This window comes from Desulforhopalus glucosivorans (genome assembly GCF_054397165.1).
Genome location: NZ_AP044854.1, coordinates 45,776 through 62,902 on the forward strand (window position 1 = coordinate 45,776; position 17,127 = coordinate 62,902).

Here is a 17,127-nt window from a genome sequence, read left to right on the forward strand (position 1 = left end):
TATCGGTGAATCTAACTCTGGGTAAGCGGAGGAAGAGAAAGAATTTCAAGAAAACTGTTCACTGAATATGTGCTGTTTAGATCCGTATTTTTAAATGCAATAAGGTCGACTCCACACGCGGAAGCCTGCTGTTCATCAAAGATAGAATCTCCTATAAAAAGCACCTCTGCTGGGTTGCACTGAAAATGATCCAGAATCTCAAGCAGGCCGTCCGGAGCGGGTTTTGGTCGTGCGGCTGTGAGTGCTGTGACAACTTTATCAAAATAGTGTTCGAGGCCATGCTCCTGTAAAAGCGGGATCATGGTGTTAGATCGATTAGTTGAAATAGCCAATCGATACTTTGGTTTTACTATTTCCAAGAATTCTATGAGGTCGGCTTCCATTTTCATAAATTGTAAAAAAGGGCCATAACCGATCTCTTTCTGGTATGCTCTGATGGCATCACGGGAAATTTCAGGCGCTTTTTGAAAAATATGGTCAATGGAGCCTGCGACGCTTGCCATATGAACAAACTGTTCCTCAGTAGCATTCATAACAGGTTGTGAAAAATGGCCCAGTATATGATTGTAATATTCTATATTGGCCTGCTTGGAGTCAAACATGACCCCATCACAATCAAATACAATGAGTTTTAACATGATTTTTCCTTGTGGCGGATGAAAGGTAAGGCTGGTTGCTCATATCGTACTACGAAAAGGGTGTAATAAAAAAAACAAGACAACGAAGTGTTTTAGTAATCAAAAATTAAGAATAAGCAGTAAGGTAGTTTTCCTGGCATATCTTCGACTTTTTCAGGGTGAGAGAAAGTTAGAATACAATTCTGTTTTTACCCAAGAGATAGCGATTTTCAGCAGTTGTTCATCGTTATCAATGTTAATACCATCAGTTTCAGGGACGTCTAAATCAGCCTGAACAATCATTTGTCGAAAACGATCGAGATCATACAGGGCCAGAGTGAATAGTTCGACCTGTTTTTTAGAAGGGATAAAGCCTTGTCGAATGGCCTTGTGCTGTAGGATTGCTGCAACTGCATCGTTGAAGCAATTGTACTGTTCCAGTTCCTGGTCTTTAGTATATTCAAGAGGGGTTTGTACTACTTTTTCTTGAAAGCCCTGGCAGTGATGTTCCTCTATTACAATAAAATGTTGCTTAACTGAGCCGTTGTCGCAAAGCTGTGCGGCTCTTCCGAGGGGGTATGTTCTGCAGGCAGCGGGTCTGTCTTTATATATGGTGCAGCCGTCTTTTGCCACAAAGACGCAACTTGCCCGTCCGTCATCGACCATGGTGAGGTAGAATCGTGGGAACGGTTCACCGGGGTCCTGCTCCTGAATAATATACTCATTCAGGAGTTCAGATGAATTTTTTCCTGTGGAGTGTCGCAATCGTAATACATCATAGGGACTGAGCGCAAGTTCCAGCATCCTGCAGCATTCAGTAAAGCAGGAGACTCCTTTGTGGCAGGAGAAGCTAAAGGAGTCTCCACTGTCTATCTGCCGTGTTGAGACCGGCAGTTGCGAGTTATCAGTCATGACAGTATCAGTTTAAGCAGTCTTCTTATCCCAAAGGGTAAGAAGAGGACTTGCTATGAAAATCGATGAGTAGGTTCCAACCGCCACACCAGCAAGTAGAGCAAAGGCAAAGTCGTGTATTACCGCACCGCCAAGGAAAAAGAGGGCTGATAATACGATACCGGTGGTGAGAGATGTAACGATTGTTCTACTCAGTACCTGGTTGATACTGTTGTTAATTGCGTTTCCAAGGGAGCCGCTATCAGGTTTTTTTAGATTTTCTCGAATGCGGTCAAAGACAACAACTGAATCGTTGAGTGAGTAACCTGCAAGGGTAAGAAGAGCAGTCACAATAAGTAAGGTTATTTCAATATCGAGTAAGTAGCAGATACCTAAGACCACAAGTACATCATGGAAGGTCGCTGCAGCTGCTGCAAGTCCAAACTTAATATCAAAGCGGAAGGCCAGATAGATGATAACCCCGGCAAGAGATATCATAATGGCCTGTATTGCCTTATTGCGCATATCAGAACTGACGGATGATCCAATTTCAGACTGGCTTTCCAGAGTAAATCCTTTATCCGGAAGTGATGTTGAAAGAATAGTTCCTACCTGCTCGCTTAGATTGGCAACAATTTCTTCAGATTTCTTTAACTTGACGATGAGACGTTTTTCATTTTCAACTTCCTGCAGGTTTACTTCTTTCATGCCTTGAGAATGAAATGCATCTCTGACCTCAGCCATGGTAAATTCCTGCTGTGCCTGATACTGAAGGAGTGAACCACCAGAAAAATCAACACCAAGGTTTGCCTGACCACGGGTGATCTGAATAAATGCGATAAGACCGATACCTACCATCACAGCAGAAAGGGCATAAGTGAAATTTTTGATTTTAAGGTAATCAATATTAGGCTTCTTGGAAATCATCATGAAGTTCAGCTTTTTCATTGGTTTTCCTGAGTTGAGCAAGTCGAACATCAGGCGGCTGAAAAAGAGAGCAGCAAAAAGGTTGAAGATAATACCAAGGGACAGGGTAACCGCAAAACCTTTGATAGGACCGGTACCAAACATAAAGAGTGCAAGGGCAGTGATAAGTGTGGTTACCTGGGAATCTACAATGGTCAGGAATGCCTTACCAAAACCACCATCTATACTGGAGCGTACTGATTTTCCAAGAGAAAATTCTTCACGCATCCTCTCAAAAATAAGTACGTTGGCATCAACAGCCATACCAATAGAGAGAATAATACCCGCTATACCTGGAAGGGTTAGAGTTGCATTAAGGATCGCGAGTCCCGAGAAGAGTAGCAGGATGTTCAGGATAAGTGCACTGTTTGCAACAATACCAGAGAGGCGGTAGTAGATGATCATAAATCCGAGGACAATGAGAGCTCCAAAGACTCCGGAAGAAACACCCTTATTAATGGAGTCCTGTCCTAGACTGGCACCAACCGTCATGTTCTGGATGATATCAACTGGTGCAGGTAGTGCTCCAACTCGCAGTACAATTGCTAGGTCAGCTGCATCTTCGTGGGTAAAACTACCACTTATCTGGGCTGATCCTCCAAGAATTCTCTCGCGTATTACAGGGGCTGAGCGGACAACCTCATCGAGGACAATGGCCATTCTTTTTCCGACATTTTGTTCAGTAATGTGGGCAAAAACCTTGCCGCCCCTACTGGTCATATCCAGACTGACATATGGCTCATTAAAGTTGCCGCCAATTCGTACCTGGGCATCTTTAACCATGTCTCCTGTCATGAGGACCTTGTTTTCCAGTAGTAGAGGGATCAGACGTTCCTGCATGGTCTGCTTGTCGATCTCTTTCTCAAAATAGAGTGACGTGTTTTCAGGGAGTTGACCAGCAATTGCCCGGTTGAGTTTGGTCATGGATTCACCATCCTGCCACTGTTTGTTGTTCTTTGCAGTATTGACAATGGCTGGCAGGTTTAATCCTGTTGCATCCGCTACGACCTTAAACTCAAGCTGAGCGGTATCTCCAAGAAGCTTTAACGCTCTTTTGGGGTCCTTTACACCGGGGAGCTGAATGACAATTTCATCTGCTCCCTGGCGGATAATAACTGGCTCAGCTACACCAAACTGATCAATTCTGTTTCTGAGAATTTCTAGAGATTGTTCAACAGCATTGGTTTTGATGTAATCAATCTTTTCTTGTTTAAGAGAGAGAAAAATTCGAGGGAAACTTCCATCTTTTGCCTCAACCCGAGCATCGATATCAGGAAAATCTTCTGAAATCAGGGATTGAACCGTATCAATGGTACTGGTATTTGGCAGAGTAAATATCACAGTATCCTTGGCAGGGGAACTGGTGCGAACCGCGCTGATAGACTCATCTGCAAGGGTGTCCTTGAGGTCAGAAGCCGCAAATTCTAGGGTGTTTTCTTCTGCTTTTTCCAGATTGACCTTAAGCACGAGGTGCATGCCGCCCTGGAGATCAAGTCCTAAGCGCAGACCTTCTGGCGCCATATAGTCTTTCCACCAGCTGGGGGTGTTGGCATAAAAGGATGGGACAACAGTCATTATGGAAAAGGCAATGACGGAGATGAGAAAAGCAAGTTTAAGTTTTAATGATGTGTTCATTGAGATCCCTGAGGTTATCTATATCTACGACCAGTATTAATCTATTGTACAAGCCAATGATGTCAAACTTTGCGATTATACCCCAATGCATGAATCTTGCAAGGTTATGACAGGTAATATTGGAAAAAAACGATGGAGCTAATGGGTAAGACAGACGATGCGTGGGGAAATCAGCACCGGTTTATGGCGTCAGCCATGCACGCCGCACCAAAACCATTGTCAATATTGACAACAGCTACTCCAGGGGCGCAACTATTGAGCATTCCAAGAAGGGCTGCAATACCACCAAAACTTGCGCCGTAGCCAACAGATGTCGGAACAGCAATGACCGGAGCGCTGATAAGACCTGCAACAACAGTTGGCAGGGCGCCTTCCATACCGGCCACCACAATGACTGCAGACGCTTCTCGAAGCAATTGCTTTTGTCCCAGGATCCTGTGTAACCCTGCAACACCGACGTCATAGAGCTTTTCAACGGGATGACCGAAGGCTTGTAGGGTCAGTCGTGCTTCTTCAGCGACTGGGATGTCGGAGGTCCCTGCGGATACTACAACGGTTTTTCCTCGGTACGTATCGGGACTTGGCTTTACGGCATTACCAATGAGTATCTGGGAGTTATCATGGTATTGAAGTTCGGGGAGTTCCTGTGTGATGAGTCGTGCCTTTTCTTTAGAAACTCTCGTAGCAAGAACAGGCCCTTTTCTTTGCAACATGGCTCTTGCTATGGTCGTTATCTGTTGTGCAGATTTAGACGCCCCATATATAACCTCAGGAATCCCCGTGCGCCATAGGCGCTGGTGGTCAATGCATGCGTCGGTCATTGTTTCAGCCTGCATTGAACTGAGACGGCTGACTGTCTCGTCTAAGGTGTGGTTACCATTTTTGAACTGATGCAGCAGGCTGGTTAGGTCTTCTGGGTTCATGATCACATATAGTTATAGTAATGGAGATACGAGTAGGGCGATCAAAAAAACCGTAGTTTACAAGAGTAAACTACGGTTAAGATGCTTACTGCATAAAACGAAAAAATAAATGTATATTAAGTAGCTTAGATGACTCAACAAGTCATTTGATTGTGCTTCTATATCTTCCTGCCTGCCTGAATAAGAGCCACTAACGTTGTGCTGGCTCCACTGTGCTGTCCGCTTCATCTTCACGCCCAAACAAATTCCAGTCGGGTATCTCTACCTTTGGAAACCAAGAGGTGATACGGGATTTGGGTGGATCACCCGCTTCAATTCGTGTGAGTAGTTCTCTGGCTTCCGGAGCAATACTGGAATCAGGGTATGCACTCAAAAGATACTTGAGGCGAACCACAGCCTGATCATATTTGGCACTTCTGATGTAAAATTCAACCACAAAATATTCGTGATTGGCAAGAAACTCAGTCGCTGATTTAATTCTGGACTCTGCTTCTTCAGTATATGGTGAAGAAGGATACGCTTTAAGCAGTTGCCTGAAGAGAGCTATGGACTTTTCAGCACCGGAAGTGTCCCGGTCTATGCGATCAATCTGTTTGTAGTTGCACATGGCCTTCTGGAACATGACATAGGGTATCCCTTCATTGGTGGGATGCCTGTTTTCAAATTCCTCGTAGAGCAGGAGTGCTTCGACATATCGACCAAGGTAGTAACTGCAATCGGCAGCTTTAAGCTCAGCAAGGGTAGCTTCCTTACTAAAGGGGTAGCGATTGAGGATTTCTTCGAAAAATTCAATAGCAGAGAAATATTTACCAACGGAATAGTCCTCCATGCCCTGTTCAATAAGCTTTTTGGCTGGCAGGTTGATATCACGAGGTCCAACCTCATTACCATCTTCGTCAATGGAAGTGAAGTTAAAGGTCTCTTTCAGTGACGAACAGCCACCCTGAAAGAGCAGTGACGATACAATAAAGAAGGCAATGAACGCTTTTGATGATAAGCAATGTCTCAATCCCATTGTAGACCCGTTTAGGCTAAGATTATTTATTGTTTTGTATGTAGGCCTCAGCTGCGAGAACAGCAACAGCTGCTTCACCTGCTGCATTTACAATTTGACGTACATCCTTGCTACAGATATCGCCTGCGGCGAGAACTCCGGGAACGCAGGTCCGTGATTCAATATCCGTTGGAATAAAGCCCCACTTGTCAGCTTTTAACGTGTCAAGCGGAAGTCCCTCATTGTTTGGAGTCACACCAATTAAAACAAATACTCCTTCAACTTCAAGAACTGAAGTACTGCCGTCCCTGTTCAAGAGATTGAGCCTCTCAACTCCTGTATCACCTTCAATTGAGGTGACAGTACTGTCCCAGATGAAATCGATCTTTTCATTTGCAAAGGCAATTTCCTGAACGATTTTAGTGGCACGTAGTTCGTTACGTCTATGAATAACAGTTACCTTACTTGCAAATTTTGTGAGGTATTCTGCTTCCTGGATAGCTGTGTTGCCACCACCTACAACTGCCACATGCATATTACGATAAAAAGGAGCGTCGCAGGTACCGCAGTATGATACACCTTTACCCCGCATTTCCAGCTCCCCTGGAACGTTGAGCGTGTTAGCGCTGGCACCATTACATAGAATAAGTGCCTCACAGGTAACCTGACTACCATCTTCAAGATGCAACACTTTCTTGTCGCCCTGATCAAGGTCAACCTTGGTCACGCATGCCAGTTCGATATTGAGGTCAAAGCGTTTGGCATGCCTGGTCATACTTTCAATGAGGTCAAAACCTGTGCATCCATCAGGAAACCCAGGATAATTGTCAACCCAGTCTGTGAGCAGAACCTGCCCACCAGGGGCACCTTTTTCGATCATAACATGATCGAGTCTTGCCCGCGCAGCATAGAGCCCTGCAGTTAACCCAGCAGGGCCGCCACCTAAAATGATCAGTTCGTAATGTTCTTTCATTATTTAAATGTGTCTGTTGTAACGAATAAAAAAGGCTGTCTTCGTGCGATGCTCTTACCTGAGAGTTCAATTCATATTTATGCAATTGAACTGTGTAAAGGTAAGTACCTCCCAGCTTATTTTCAGCTTACCGGGTAGTTGTCGAACATGAAGACAGCCTGAATCTAATGAGTGCCTTACTTCAGAAAACCTGCAATTAAAACTTTGAAGACAGGCGATTCTTTTGTGATTCTGTATTTTAAATACCCTTTATGGTATTTATCCTGGCCTTTCCCGTGTACTGTCTTAATTAGCTTTTTCAATTAGTGCAACGAGCTGAGGCTTTCCAACAGATCCTGTGATCTGATCAACAACCTCTCCACCCTTGAAAAGAATGAGAGTTGGGATAGCACGGATACCAAATTTACCCGGTGTTTCAGGGTTGTCGTCGACGTTCATCTTGGCAATGGTGACTTTACCATCATATTCATTAGCAAGGTCCTCAATGACAGGTCCAATAGCTTTACATGGTCCGCACCAGGGGGCCCAGAAATCTACGAGAGTAGGTTGATCAGATTGGATGGTGGTGTCAAATTCTGCATCAGTTAATTGCAGGACTTTATCGTTTGCCATTGTTAACTCCTTTCTTGCAAGATGTGTTGTAGTATGAATTCAATGGTGAATATGCACCCAATTTCGGGGGCGGGAAAACTTCACCTACTGTACCTTTTGACCAATAAGCTGACAAGCAGAAAAATGTGCCTGTACATTGGTAAAATGGCAGAACTAACGCGATTTCCTACAATGCGCATCAAAAAAAAAAAATCAAGGGTCTCAGTTTGACAGAAAAAGTAGAGGCGTGCTATATTGCGCCTCTTGTTCAATATTAAAATATTTCACCTCTATCATATACGACGGTGTTGTATACGACGGTGGATTTACAAATTATGTCAGCTTGGATCTGACTAAAAGGAGAAGGACATGGACTGTACTCAATCATCTCAACTATTCAAGCAGGCTCAAAAAGTTATTCCCGGAGGAGTGAATAGTCCTGTAAGAGCATGTCGCTCGGTTGGATGCGATCCGGTGTTTATAAAAGAGGCTAAGGGGGCTACTCTTACGGATGCTGATGGAAACCAATATGTGGACTTTGTCTGTTCATGGGGACCTATGATCTTAGGTCATGCACACCCTGATATCGTTGATGCTATCACATCAACGACTCTTTTAGGTACAAGTTTTGGCGCGCCAACACCTCTTGAAATTGACTTGGCCGAGATGGTTGTGGATGCAGTTCCCTCCATTGAAAAAGTTCGATTTGTTAACTCAGGCACCGAAGCTACCATGAGTGCAGTGCGTCTTGCCAGGGGATATACCGGCAAAAATGTTGTTATCAAATTTGATGGTTGTTACCACGGACACGCCGACTCATTTCTTGTAAAGGCTGGTTCTGGTGTTATAACGCTCGGTATTCCCGGTAGCCCTGGAGTGCCTGATGACATCGTGAAAAACACGATTTCCATACCTTATAATAATGTAGAAGTTCTGGAAAAGACCCTTCGTGATCAAAACATCGATATCGCCTGTGTTATCGTAGAGCCTGTTGCAGGTAATATGGGATGCGTACCTCCCGCTAAGGGATTTCTTGAGAAGCTGAGATCACTTACCAGTGAACTGGGTATTGTCCTCATTTTTGACGAAGTTATTACTGGCTTTAGATTGAGTTATGGTGGAGCACAGGAGTTCTATAATGTCACGCCTGATCTGACCTGCCTTGGTAAAATCATAGGTGGGGGGCTGCCTGTTGGTGCCTATGGTGGTAAGGCTGAAATCATGAATTGTATTGCCCCGGATGGACCTGTGTATCAGGCTGGAACCTTATCGGGTAATCCTCTTGCTATGGCTGCGGGTATTGCAGCTCTTAAACTATTGAAGCAGCCAAATTTTTATAAAAATCTTGAGGATAAGGCAGCAGATTATGCGGGGCGTCTTAATGGGGTCGCAGAAAAAACCGGTGTTCCGGTACAACTCAACAGGGTTGGTAGCCTTATGACCGGTTTTTTTACAACAACTCCTGTAACTGATTTTGACTCGGCTATGAAAGCAGATGCTGAGCGATATGCTGTGCATTATCGTCAAATGCTTGGTCAGGGGATTTATCTTGCCCCATCACAATTCGAAGTAGCCTTTATCTCTGATGCACAGTCGGAAAAAGACCTTGAAAAGGCTATAGAAATGACTGAATGGTCATTCAAAAAATTGCTCGAAATGTGAAAATTTATTGACTATAGTGGGTAGTCGTGATATCAAAGTCCGTTATGTTCTACGGATTCTTGTTCTTAAAATGTAGGTGAATCAAATGTCGGGTGTTAAAAAAGAATTTGTTCATCTGCTTGCCAATTACGGGCACATTGGGTTTACCTTTGCTGCTGCAATTTTAATTGGTTTGTTTGGCGGTATTTATCTCGACCAGAAGGTTTTTGATGGTCGTACTGCTCCGTGGTTCACTTTCATCGGTCTTGCTTTTGGTATTGCAGCAGCGTATAAAACATTGCTGGAAGTCCTTTGGCGCAATAAGGATACCGATGAAAAGAAAGACCAGAATAAATAGAGGATGGTTTGACTGAAGGTTCATTGTCTCTTGAAAAAATGCAGGTGATAGGAGGATGTATCCTCGCAGTAATGACACTTGTATCGGCGATTTTTTCCTCATTGTTTTTTGCCTGGTCTGTATTGGTTGGAGGGATTATTTCGATATTCAGTTTCTGGATTGCCAATAAAGGTGTCTTGAGACTGGTCGAATCAGTAACATCTCTTGGATCCCTTGATGACCGAAAAGCACAGAGTAAGCAGGAACAGAAGGGGTATCTGCTTCGCTTCTGGCTACGAATTATAATTATAGGTATTGTGCTGTTGGTTCTGATTAAGGGTCAAATGGTCAATATCTTTGGGCTTATTTTAGGTTTGTCAACGGTAGTACTTACCGTCACTTATATTTCGATACAGGTGACCTGGGACTACTTCTTCAGAGGGAGGTAAAAGGCGTTATGGAACATCCGATACTATTTATTTCGATTATTCTCGAGAAACTGGGACTGCCAGTTCCCCATGGACCTGTCGGGCACGGGTTGCTTGAACAGTTGTGTGCGCCCTATATGACGTATACCTGGCTCGTTATGGCTTTCTTGTTTCTGGTTTCCAAGTTGACTCTTGGTAATCTTGAGATGGTCCCCGGTAACGGACAAAATTTCTGGGAACTCATTATTGGTGGAATGGACGACTTTTTTGCCGATAATATGGGAAGGGAGATGACTGATAAGTTTTTCCCAATGATTGCGACTTTTGCACTCTATATTGCAGTAGCAAACCTCATTGGTCTTATTCCGGGATTTATGTCCCCGACCTCAAGCCTTAACACAACGCTTGCCCTGACTGTTATCGTATGGTTGAGTCACCATGTTATTGGTTTTAAAGCCCATGGTTTGGGTTACTACAAACACTTCATGGGACCTGTATGGTGGCTCGTGCCCCTGCTGTTACCTATTGAGATCATCAGTAACTTTGCAAGGCTTCTTTCACTCTCTATTCGTCTGTTTGGTAATATCATGGCGAAAGAGACCCTGCTTGCAATCCTCTTTATGCTAGCCGGTGGATTCTTTGCACCTCTACCAATTATGATTCTTGGTGTTCTGGTATCTGTTGTACAGGCAATGGTTTTTGTTCTGTTGACAGTTGTATATTTCTCCCAGGCACAGGAACACGCACATTAATAAGAGAGGGGCCGAACTTTGCTTCGGCTTCCCGCTCTTTTTTTTAATAAGAATAACGTAGTTTAGGTAGTTTAGAAAATAAGAAGAAGGCCAAACTCAAAACATTTTTTAAGGAGAAAACAATGGAAGGAAATCTTCAGTTAGCTTTAATTTGTGTAGGTGCAGCTCTTTCAATCGGTCTTGCAGGTCTTGGAGCGGGTATCGGTATCGGTTCTGTTGGAAACGGCGCTTGTCAGGGTCTTGCACGTAACCCAGAAGTTCAGCCAAAGCTCATGGTTTTCATGATTCTTGGTATGGCACTTGCTGAGTCTGTTGCTATTTACGGACTGGTTATTTCTTTGATTCTTCTTTATGCTAATCCACTACTTGGATAAGAGAAAAGACGAATTTACGGTTGTTGTATAATCGTTGAAAGGGACTGCAGATATTTCTGCAGTCCCTTTTTTTTCGTTCAAAATTTTGGAAAATTCGAGGCCTAAAACATGACAGATCCCCAGGACCCGGATGTAGTGATAACACCCAGGCGAAATAAGAATGAAAAAGAGATTCCGGATGAAGGTGTATTCTTCGTCAATCCCACTGAAGCCTCACTTGAAATGGGCAAGGTGCAAAAAGAAGGCGGTGAGTCGAGATTTCTCTTTAATTCACAGCTCTATGTGGTAAGTGATGAAAAATTTCTAGCAGGGCCCGCAATTGGTGCCCCAATGGCCGCTATGACCATGGAAAAACTCATTGCTTTAGGAGCAAAACGAATTATTCTCTTCGGTTGGTGTGGTGCTGTTGCAAGGGATCTCCGTATAGGCGATGTACTTGTCCCTCAGTTTGCTCTTTCAGGTGAGGGGACCTCCCAGTATTATAATGAAGCCCAAGCCAGTCTGACTGTCAATACAGAGCTTAGAAACAGGATCGTGTCGGTCCTGACAGGTGGCGGCGTTACTGTTCATGATAGAACTGTCTGGTCAACGGATGCGGTGTACCGCGAAAAAAGAAGCTATCTTCATGAATTACATAAAGAGCAAGGTGTTGCTGCTGTTGATATGGAATTTTCGGCTCTTTGCAGCGTTGCACGTTTTCGAGGTATTGAATTTGGCGCGGTGTTAGTGGTTTCTGATGAGATTTGGGGGCAGTCGTGGCGCCCAGGTTTCACCAATAAAGAGTTTAAGAAAAATGCAACGCATGTCAGGCAGTTGCTCATAACAAATCAATTTGGTAGGTAGATAAGAAAATGGCAGCTACATTTCATTTAATTAGTCTTGGTTGTGCAAAGAATTTAGTTGATTCTGAAGTTATGTTAGGTGCGCTTGCCGAGCAGGGATACACCGTTAAAAATGAGATTGAAGAAGCCGAATTTCTCATCGTAAATACCTGCGGTTTTATTCAGCCAGCCGTTGAAGAAGCCATAACCGAGATACTGGATCTTGTTTTATTAAAAGAACAGAACCCCGGTAAAGTAATTGTCGTGGTCGGTTGTTTTGTTCAACGCTATAGAGAAACTCTTGTCCACGAGTTACCGGAGGTTGATCTTTTTGTAGGAACAGAAGGGCCAACTGAGCTTGGACGTATTTTAGACGACTTTTCAGCTGGTAAAATTACAGACAAGCTTATCCTGCCAGACACTTTTTTAATGGAGAGTACCAGTCCAAGACAGCTCACAACACCAAACTACCGTGCCTGGTTGAAGATCACTGAAGGCTGTGACAACAGATGTTCCTACTGTATGATTCCAAGTATTAGAGGCAGACTACGCAGTAGGGCAGAGGACGATCTCGTTAAAGAAGCAGTGCTTCTCGAGGCAAAGGGCGTGAGAGAACTGTCTCTTATTGCCCAGGATAGTACTGCGTATGGTAATGATCTCCACGGAGTTACAAATATTGAGTCCTTGATGCAGGCATTACTCGATAAAACTTCCATTGACTGGTTTCGCCTTCTCTATCTGTACCCCACCGGGCTGACTGATTCACTGCTTGAACTCATGGCAAGCAGCAGCCGTATAGTGCCGTACCTTGATATTCCTTTTCAGCATGTAAACGATAGAGTTTTAAAGCGTATGAACAGGCCATACGGTTATGATCATTTGGTGCAACTTGTTGCGAAAATACGGGCAAAGGTTCCTGATATTGCTATTCGAACCACCTTTCTTGTTGGTTTCCCAGGAGAGACTGGTGAAGAATTTCTGCAGATAGAGAAATTTATGAAAGAGGTGCGCTTAGATCATGTCGGAGTGTTTCCATATGCCAATGAGGAAGGCTGCCCTTCAGAGCATTACCCGGATCAGATAGAAGAAGAAGTTAAAATATCCAGAATGAATCACTTGCTTGAATTACAGGCAGAACTTTCAGCCTCTATTCAACAGAAATACATTGGTCAGACAATAGATGTACTTGTTGATGGTTTTTCCGCTGAGACAGATCTCTTGCTTGAGGGGCGGAGTATGTTTCAGGCACCTGAAGTTGATGGTTGCGTCTATATTAATGACGGACAGGCAAGTCCAGGGGATATCGTCAAGGTAGAGGTAACCCAGGCACAGATATATGATCTTGTTGGTGGAGTTGTGGAGTAGGTGAAAAAGAACTCCTGCGATAAGTACGAGAGGTAATACCAGATGGTTCTAACTGTTTATACCATCTGGTATTGTCGTCTGTTTTGTGAGGCGGCAGATCTATTTCTTGCCTGCGTTTACTTTTTCTCTCAGGTCCTTTCCGACCTTAAAGAAAGGTAGTTTTTTAGGTTTAACCTGAATTTTTTTTCCGGTTTTAGGGTTGCGTCCTTCGTATGATTCATATTCTTTTATGACAAAACTTCCAAAGCCTCGTATTTCTATACTTTCACCATTTGCAAGAGCATCTGTCATGGTGTCAATTACTGTATTGGTAATTGCAGCGGCCTCTCGATGAGGTATATTTATATCCTGCGCTAATGCCTCGATGAGTTCTGACTTGTTCATACGTTGACTCCTGTTTCCGAAAATCAATTTATGGGCTTATGCTTTCACATTTATATAGTAAAGTTACGCGAATAGTTAGTGGTGGCTCTGCATGTACAGTTGGTGCGTGAAAAAATATTGTAAAATCAGTATCTTAGTTGCTGACTGCGCAGAGGGTTAAAATATACCGAACTCCTAACTATTTAGATTTAATCAGCTATTTTTCTATTTGTAAAGAAATTTCTAAAAAAAGATACGATTTAAATCTGAGCTGCTGAGTGACCTGTACTTACCAATACCGAGTTTGCCAAGTCGTAGTTTGCCGTAGGCGGTTCTTTTGAGTTCCAGAACTGGATGTTTTATATAGCTGAACATTTTCTTCACCTGGCGTTTTCTACCTTCGTGAATAATAATTTCAATGAGAGTGTTGCGGCCTTTTTTACCAAGCCGGGTAATCTTGGCAGGGGAGGTCATCTTCCCCTCGAGGGGGATACCTCTTTCCAGTTGCTTGATTGCTTCCTGGGTTGGGTTACCACGGATGAGGGCCTCGTAGGTTTTGTCAGTTGTATGGCTGGGGTGCTGGATTTTTTGGGCAAGTGCACCGTCGTTTGTGAGGATTAACGCACCCTCAGTGTCGAGATCAAGCCTGCCCACCGGAAAAAGTCGGGCAGAATCTTTGATGAGTGAGGTGACAATGGGTCGTCCCTGGGGGTCTTTTAGAGTGGTTACGTACCCTTTAGGTTTGTTGAGCAGGTAGTAGACAGGTTGTTCCTTGGTTGTCAGCGGTTTACCTTTAAAGCGTACTTTAGAAACCCCGGGAGTGACGGTAATACCCATTTCTGTTACGACGACATTATCAACGGTGACATGTCCCTGGGCAATATACTCTTCTGCCTTACGGCGGGAGCAGACGCCGCACTGGGCGAGATATTTCTGTAAACGTATCTGTTCAGTCATTATAAACTCTGCTTCCTTATCTATCGATTCAGCGGTACTGGGCTGGTATAATTTTCGAGTAAATCGCGTCAACCCGATCCTTGGTTGGTTTGTCCACCTCAAGGACGTCGGTGTACCAGGGTTTCATCCGGCAGTCGAAAGCAATCGGTGGCTCAAGACCAACATGAAAGCGGTGAACTGCCGAGGCTCTTGCATGGATATCGGCTGCAGGTTCAAATCTTGTGAAAAATGTCCAGAGAAATTCCTGCATACAAGACGTTGCTTCATCGCAGTTGTCCACAAGAATAATTACTGGCCAGTTACCAAGGTCTTCCTGCTCAGCAAGCTGCTTTGCAAGATCAGGGGCATCAGTATAGCTTGCTCCTTCTATAACAAGGGTTCCTGGGAGAAATACCTTAGGTTTGGAACAGTTAAATGGAAGTGTTGCAGAGAATTCCCTTGGTAATTCACGTCGTTTTTCTTTTCCAAGTCCCATGAGCATGGCCTTAGATCCTTTGTTCACTGAAGGACCTGTGTAATCAAGGGTGTCCTGGGATACATTGGCAAAAACAAAGAGGTCTTTGTTCCATTGTACACGTTCAAGTGTGTGGGCCCAAAGTTTACCAAAGTCTGTTATGTCGATATCTCCGTCAGTGAGGAGGAGGAATTTTGTCAGTGACAGCTGACCTTCTCCAAGGACTCTCAGTCCACAGGCAAAGGCTTCACGGGGATAGCGGTTTGAAACCTTGGCTGCAGCCAGGCAGTGAAAGCCCGTTTCGCCAAAGGTCTTCAGCTCTTTTACACCCTTCATGACCAGTGGAAAAAGTGGTGAGAGAAGCTCCTGGAGGAAGTCGCCTATAAAGTAATCTTCCTGCTTCGGCCGACCGACGACGGTGGCAGGATAAATGGCGTCTTTACGGTGGTAAAGGTGGCTTGTCTGAAAAACAGGATAGTCGTGTTCAAGAGAGTCGTACCCGTAGTGATCACCAAACGGACCTTCAGGGTGTCGGATATGGGGAGGAACGTGTCCCTTTACGGCAAATTCAGCATGGGACACAAGGCGATGTCCGCCACGGGGGTCATCTGTCATTTGCAGCTTATCACCAATAAGAAGAGATGTCAGCATCAGTTCCGGTAAATCTTCTGGAAGTGGGGCAATGGCGGAGAGCATGAGTGCCGGTGGCCCTCCGATAAAAAGAGTGAGCGGCAGAGGCTGATTCAGTTTTTCCGCCTCATGGTAATGGTAGCCGCCTCCTTTGTGTATCTGCCAGTGGATTCCTGTGGTGGTGTCGCTATGTTGCTGGATCCTGTACATTCCTAGGTTGTGTCCTTTGCCGCCGGGGTGTTCTGTGTAGACAAGCGGTAGGGTTACAAAAGGGCCACCGTCACTATGCCATGATGTTAACATGGGAAGAGAACTCAATTTTGAAGGTGATTGACATTCTTCTAAGATTGGGCCGTTCTTGTTGTTTTTCAGCCCGATTTTAAGTCCATCTAAAAGCAGCTGCTTGTTGTCCCAGATTTTTCCAAAAGACATCGGCATGATTGACTCAGCCAAGCGAACGACATCTTTGACGAATTGTTGTGGTTTATTACCAAAGGCCAGTTCAAGTCTTTTGTTTGTTCCAAAAAGGTTGGTCGTGACCGGGAAATCGGACCCTTTAACCTTGGTAAACAGTAGAGCTGGGCCACCGTTTTGAATGACACGGCGATGGATTTCTGCAATTTCAAGATGAGGATCCACCTCTTCATCAATGACAAGGAGTTGATTTTCTTTCTTGAGTACATCGAGATAGCTGCGCAGGTCGTATAATTTAGGGGAAGTCACGGTTACTCCTTGTGATCGTGGTGGCGTGGATCATTTAGAAACAGTTTATGGTACTCGCTTTCACTGAGATGTTTGCGTAGGAGTTCCATCACGTGGTCAACGAACTTAATGGTTTCATCACCTGTGAGCCTGGAAGAAAATGTTTCAGCAAACTCAGGACGGCCGCATAACTGAAGAAAGGTATTTAAAGACTCTTTGTCGAGTTCTTCGGTAAGACCAAAACAAATTTTAGAGGCGTCGGGTGTCATGTATATTATAATGTGCAAAAATTAGGAATTATCCGGCAGAAACTTCCAGTTGATTGATCTTGTTCGAGGCCCATCATATTCACAGAAGAAGATCCGCTGCCAGGTACCAAGCTGGAGCTGGCCATTTTCCACTTCAATAGTCAGTGAGCTGCCGGTTAAAAGTGTCATTATATGCGCTGGCGAATTTCCTTCAGCATGCCGGTAGTTAAGATTCGGTACAAGTGTATTTAACCCCTCAATAATGTCTGTTTGAACATCAGGATCTGCACCTTCATTAATAGTGAGACCCGCAGTTGTGTGGGGATTAAAGAGAAAAAGGAGTCCTGATCCACTTGTGCAGCTGCTTAGGGTTGCGCTAATCTCATGGGTTATATCAATAAGTTCTCTGTAGTGATTAGTACTAACCTGTATTTTTCCTTTGTTCATTGTTGTATCCGGTAGGTC

General features: G+C 44.2%; 19 protein-coding genes. 7 read left to right on the top strand and 12 right to left on the bottom strand.

Going from position 1 to position 17,127, the window contains the following annotated elements; genetic code table 11:
• Positions 1-11 precede the first annotated feature (11 nt).
• From ACX6CI_RS00210 to trxA, 7 genes are all read right to left on the bottom strand, one after another.
• Positions 12-638, bottom strand: a complete 627-nt coding sequence (locus tag ACX6CI_RS00210; protein WP_458776163.1) for an HAD family hydrolase — start codon at positions 636-638, stop codon at positions 12-14.
• 153 nt (positions 639-791) lie between these two features.
• The gene (locus ACX6CI_RS00215) at positions 792-1,529 is read right to left on the bottom strand and encodes a YkgJ family cysteine cluster protein (RefSeq protein WP_458776164.1); all 738 of its coding nucleotides are present in this window, start codon (positions 1,527-1,529) and stop codon (positions 792-794) included.
• Positions 1,530-1,541: 12 nt separating this feature from the next.
• On the bottom strand, positions 1,542-4,109 hold the full coding sequence (secD, locus tag ACX6CI_RS00220) for a protein translocase subunit SecD (protein WP_458776165.1): 2,568 nt from the start codon (positions 4,107-4,109) through the stop codon (positions 1,542-1,544).
• A gap of 170 nt (positions 4,110-4,279) precedes the next feature.
• Entirely contained in the window at positions 4,280-5,032 is a 753-nt protein-coding gene (gene larB, locus ACX6CI_RS00225; protein WP_458776166.1) for a nickel pincer cofactor biosynthesis protein LarB, read from the bottom strand.
• A gap of 190 nt (positions 5,033-5,222) precedes the next feature.
• On the bottom strand, positions 5,223-6,047 hold the full coding sequence (locus ACX6CI_RS00230; RefSeq protein ID WP_458776167.1) for an outer membrane protein assembly factor BamD: 825 nt from the start codon (positions 6,045-6,047) through the stop codon (positions 5,223-5,225).
• Between the two features lie 22 nt (positions 6,048-6,069).
• Positions 6,070-6,999, bottom strand: coding sequence for an NAD(P)/FAD-dependent oxidoreductase (locus tag ACX6CI_RS00235; protein ID WP_458776168.1), 930 nt, complete (start codon positions 6,997-6,999; stop codon positions 6,070-6,072).
• Between the two features lie 285 nt (positions 7,000-7,284).
• Positions 7,285-7,611: a thioredoxin gene (gene trxA / locus ACX6CI_RS00240; RefSeq protein WP_458776169.1), complete on the bottom strand. Its 327-nt coding sequence runs from the start codon at positions 7,609-7,611 to the stop codon at positions 7,285-7,287.
• A 348-nt stretch (positions 7,612-7,959) separates the two neighbouring features.
• Between trxA and hemL the strand changes: the two genes are divergently transcribed.
• From hemL to rimO, 7 genes are all read left to right on the top strand, one after another.
• A complete protein-coding gene (gene hemL / locus ACX6CI_RS00245) occupies positions 7,960-9,252 on the top strand; it encodes a glutamate-1-semialdehyde 2,1-aminomutase (protein WP_458776170.1) in 1,293 nt (430 codons plus the stop codon).
• A gap of 85 nt (positions 9,253-9,337) precedes the next feature.
• Complete coding sequence (locus tag ACX6CI_RS00250; RefSeq protein ID WP_458776171.1) at positions 9,338-9,589, top strand: AtpZ/AtpI family protein; 252 nt, start codon at positions 9,338-9,340, stop codon at positions 9,587-9,589.
• Positions 9,590-9,597: 8 nt separating this feature from the next.
• Positions 9,598-10,017, top strand: a complete 420-nt coding sequence (locus tag ACX6CI_RS00255; protein ID WP_458776172.1) for an ATP synthase subunit I — start codon at positions 9,598-9,600, stop codon at positions 10,015-10,017.
• Positions 10,018-10,025: 8 nt separating this feature from the next.
• Complete coding sequence (gene atpB, locus ACX6CI_RS00260; RefSeq protein WP_458776173.1) at positions 10,026-10,748, top strand: F0F1 ATP synthase subunit A; 723 nt, start codon at positions 10,026-10,028, stop codon at positions 10,746-10,748.
• A gap of 122 nt (positions 10,749-10,870) precedes the next feature.
• Positions 10,871-11,122: an ATP synthase F0 subunit C gene (gene atpE, locus ACX6CI_RS00265; RefSeq protein ID WP_136814690.1), complete on the top strand. Its 252-nt coding sequence runs from the start codon at positions 10,871-10,873 to the stop codon at positions 11,120-11,122.
• A 108-nt stretch (positions 11,123-11,230) separates the two neighbouring features.
• Complete coding sequence (locus ACX6CI_RS00270; RefSeq protein ID WP_458776174.1) at positions 11,231-11,965, top strand: nucleoside phosphorylase; 735 nt, start codon at positions 11,231-11,233, stop codon at positions 11,963-11,965.
• 8 nt (positions 11,966-11,973) lie between these two features.
• Entirely contained in the window at positions 11,974-13,308 is a 1,335-nt protein-coding gene (gene rimO, locus ACX6CI_RS00275; RefSeq protein WP_458776175.1) for a 30S ribosomal protein S12 methylthiotransferase RimO, read from the top strand.
• A gap of 99 nt (positions 13,309-13,407) precedes the next feature.
• Here the strand turns inward: rimO and ACX6CI_RS00280 are convergent, their stop codons facing one another.
• The 5 genes from ACX6CI_RS00280 to ACX6CI_RS00300 form a co-directional block, all read right to left on the bottom strand.
• Entirely contained in the window at positions 13,408-13,692 is a 285-nt protein-coding gene (locus ACX6CI_RS00280; RefSeq protein ID WP_458776176.1) for an HU family DNA-binding protein, read from the bottom strand.
• Between the two features lie 222 nt (positions 13,693-13,914).
• Complete coding sequence (locus ACX6CI_RS00285; RefSeq protein WP_458776177.1) at positions 13,915-14,628, bottom strand: pseudouridine synthase; 714 nt, start codon at positions 14,626-14,628, stop codon at positions 13,915-13,917.
• 28 nt (positions 14,629-14,656) lie between these two features.
• Positions 14,657-16,435 (bottom strand): UbiD family decarboxylase, encoded by a 1,779-nt coding sequence (locus ACX6CI_RS00290; RefSeq protein WP_458776178.1) that lies wholly within the window; start codon positions 16,433-16,435, stop codon positions 14,657-14,659.
• Between the two features lie 2 nt (positions 16,436-16,437).
• Entirely contained in the window at positions 16,438-16,683 is a 246-nt protein-coding gene (locus ACX6CI_RS00295) for a hypothetical protein (protein ID WP_458776179.1), read from the bottom strand.
• 21 nt (positions 16,684-16,704) lie between these two features.
• Positions 16,705-17,109, bottom strand: coding sequence for a secondary thiamine-phosphate synthase enzyme YjbQ (locus tag ACX6CI_RS00300; protein WP_458776180.1), 405 nt, complete (start codon positions 17,107-17,109; stop codon positions 16,705-16,707).
• Positions 17,110-17,127: the final 18 nt, after the last annotated feature.

Bases quoted from the DNA above. Each gene is read 5' to 3' on its own strand.
- ACX6CI_RS00210 (WP_458776163.1), bottom strand. From the start codon at position 638: ATGTTAAAACTCATTGTATTTGATTGTGATGGGGTCATGTTTGACTCC.
- ACX6CI_RS00215 (WP_458776164.1), bottom strand. From the start codon at position 1,529: ATGACTGATAACTCGCAACTGCCGGTCTCAACACGGCAGATAGACAGT.
- secD (WP_458776165.1), bottom strand. From the start codon at position 4,109: ATGAACACATCATTAAAACTTAAACTTGCTTTTCTCATCTCCGTCATT.
- larB (WP_458776166.1), bottom strand. From the start codon at position 5,032: ATGAACCCAGAAGACCTAACCAGCCTGCTGCATCAGTTCAAAAATGGT.
- ACX6CI_RS00230 (WP_458776167.1), bottom strand. From the start codon at position 6,047: ATGGGATTGAGACATTGCTTATCATCAAAAGCGTTCATTGCCTTCTTT.
- ACX6CI_RS00235 (WP_458776168.1), bottom strand. From the start codon at position 6,999: ATGAAAGAACATTACGAACTGATCATTTTAGGTGGCGGCCCTGCTGGG.
- trxA (WP_458776169.1), bottom strand. From the start codon at position 7,611: ATGGCAAACGATAAAGTCCTGCAATTAACTGATGCAGAATTTGACACC.
- hemL (WP_458776170.1), top strand. From the start codon at position 7,960: ATGGACTGTACTCAATCATCTCAACTATTCAAGCAGGCTCAAAAAGTT.
- ACX6CI_RS00250 (WP_458776171.1), top strand. From the start codon at position 9,338: ATGTCGGGTGTTAAAAAAGAATTTGTTCATCTGCTTGCCAATTACGGG.
- atpB (WP_458776173.1), top strand. From the start codon at position 10,026: ATGGAACATCCGATACTATTTATTTCGATTATTCTCGAGAAACTGGGA.
- atpE (WP_136814690.1), top strand. From the start codon at position 10,871: ATGGAAGGAAATCTTCAGTTAGCTTTAATTTGTGTAGGTGCAGCTCTT.
- ACX6CI_RS00270 (WP_458776174.1), top strand. From the start codon at position 11,231: ATGACAGATCCCCAGGACCCGGATGTAGTGATAACACCCAGGCGAAAT.
- rimO (WP_458776175.1), top strand. From the start codon at position 11,974: ATGGCAGCTACATTTCATTTAATTAGTCTTGGTTGTGCAAAGAATTTA.
- ACX6CI_RS00280 (WP_458776176.1), bottom strand. From the start codon at position 13,692: ATGAACAAGTCAGAACTCATCGAGGCATTAGCGCAGGATATAAATATA.
- ACX6CI_RS00285 (WP_458776177.1), bottom strand. From the start codon at position 14,628: ATGACTGAACAGATACGTTTACAGAAATATCTCGCCCAGTGCGGCGTC.
- ACX6CI_RS00295 (WP_458776179.1), bottom strand. From the start codon at position 16,683: ATGACACCCGACGCCTCTAAAATTTGTTTTGGTCTTACCGAAGAACTC.
- ACX6CI_RS00300 (WP_458776180.1), bottom strand. From the start codon at position 17,109: ATGAACAAAGGAAAAATACAGGTTAGTACTAATCACTACAGAGAACTT.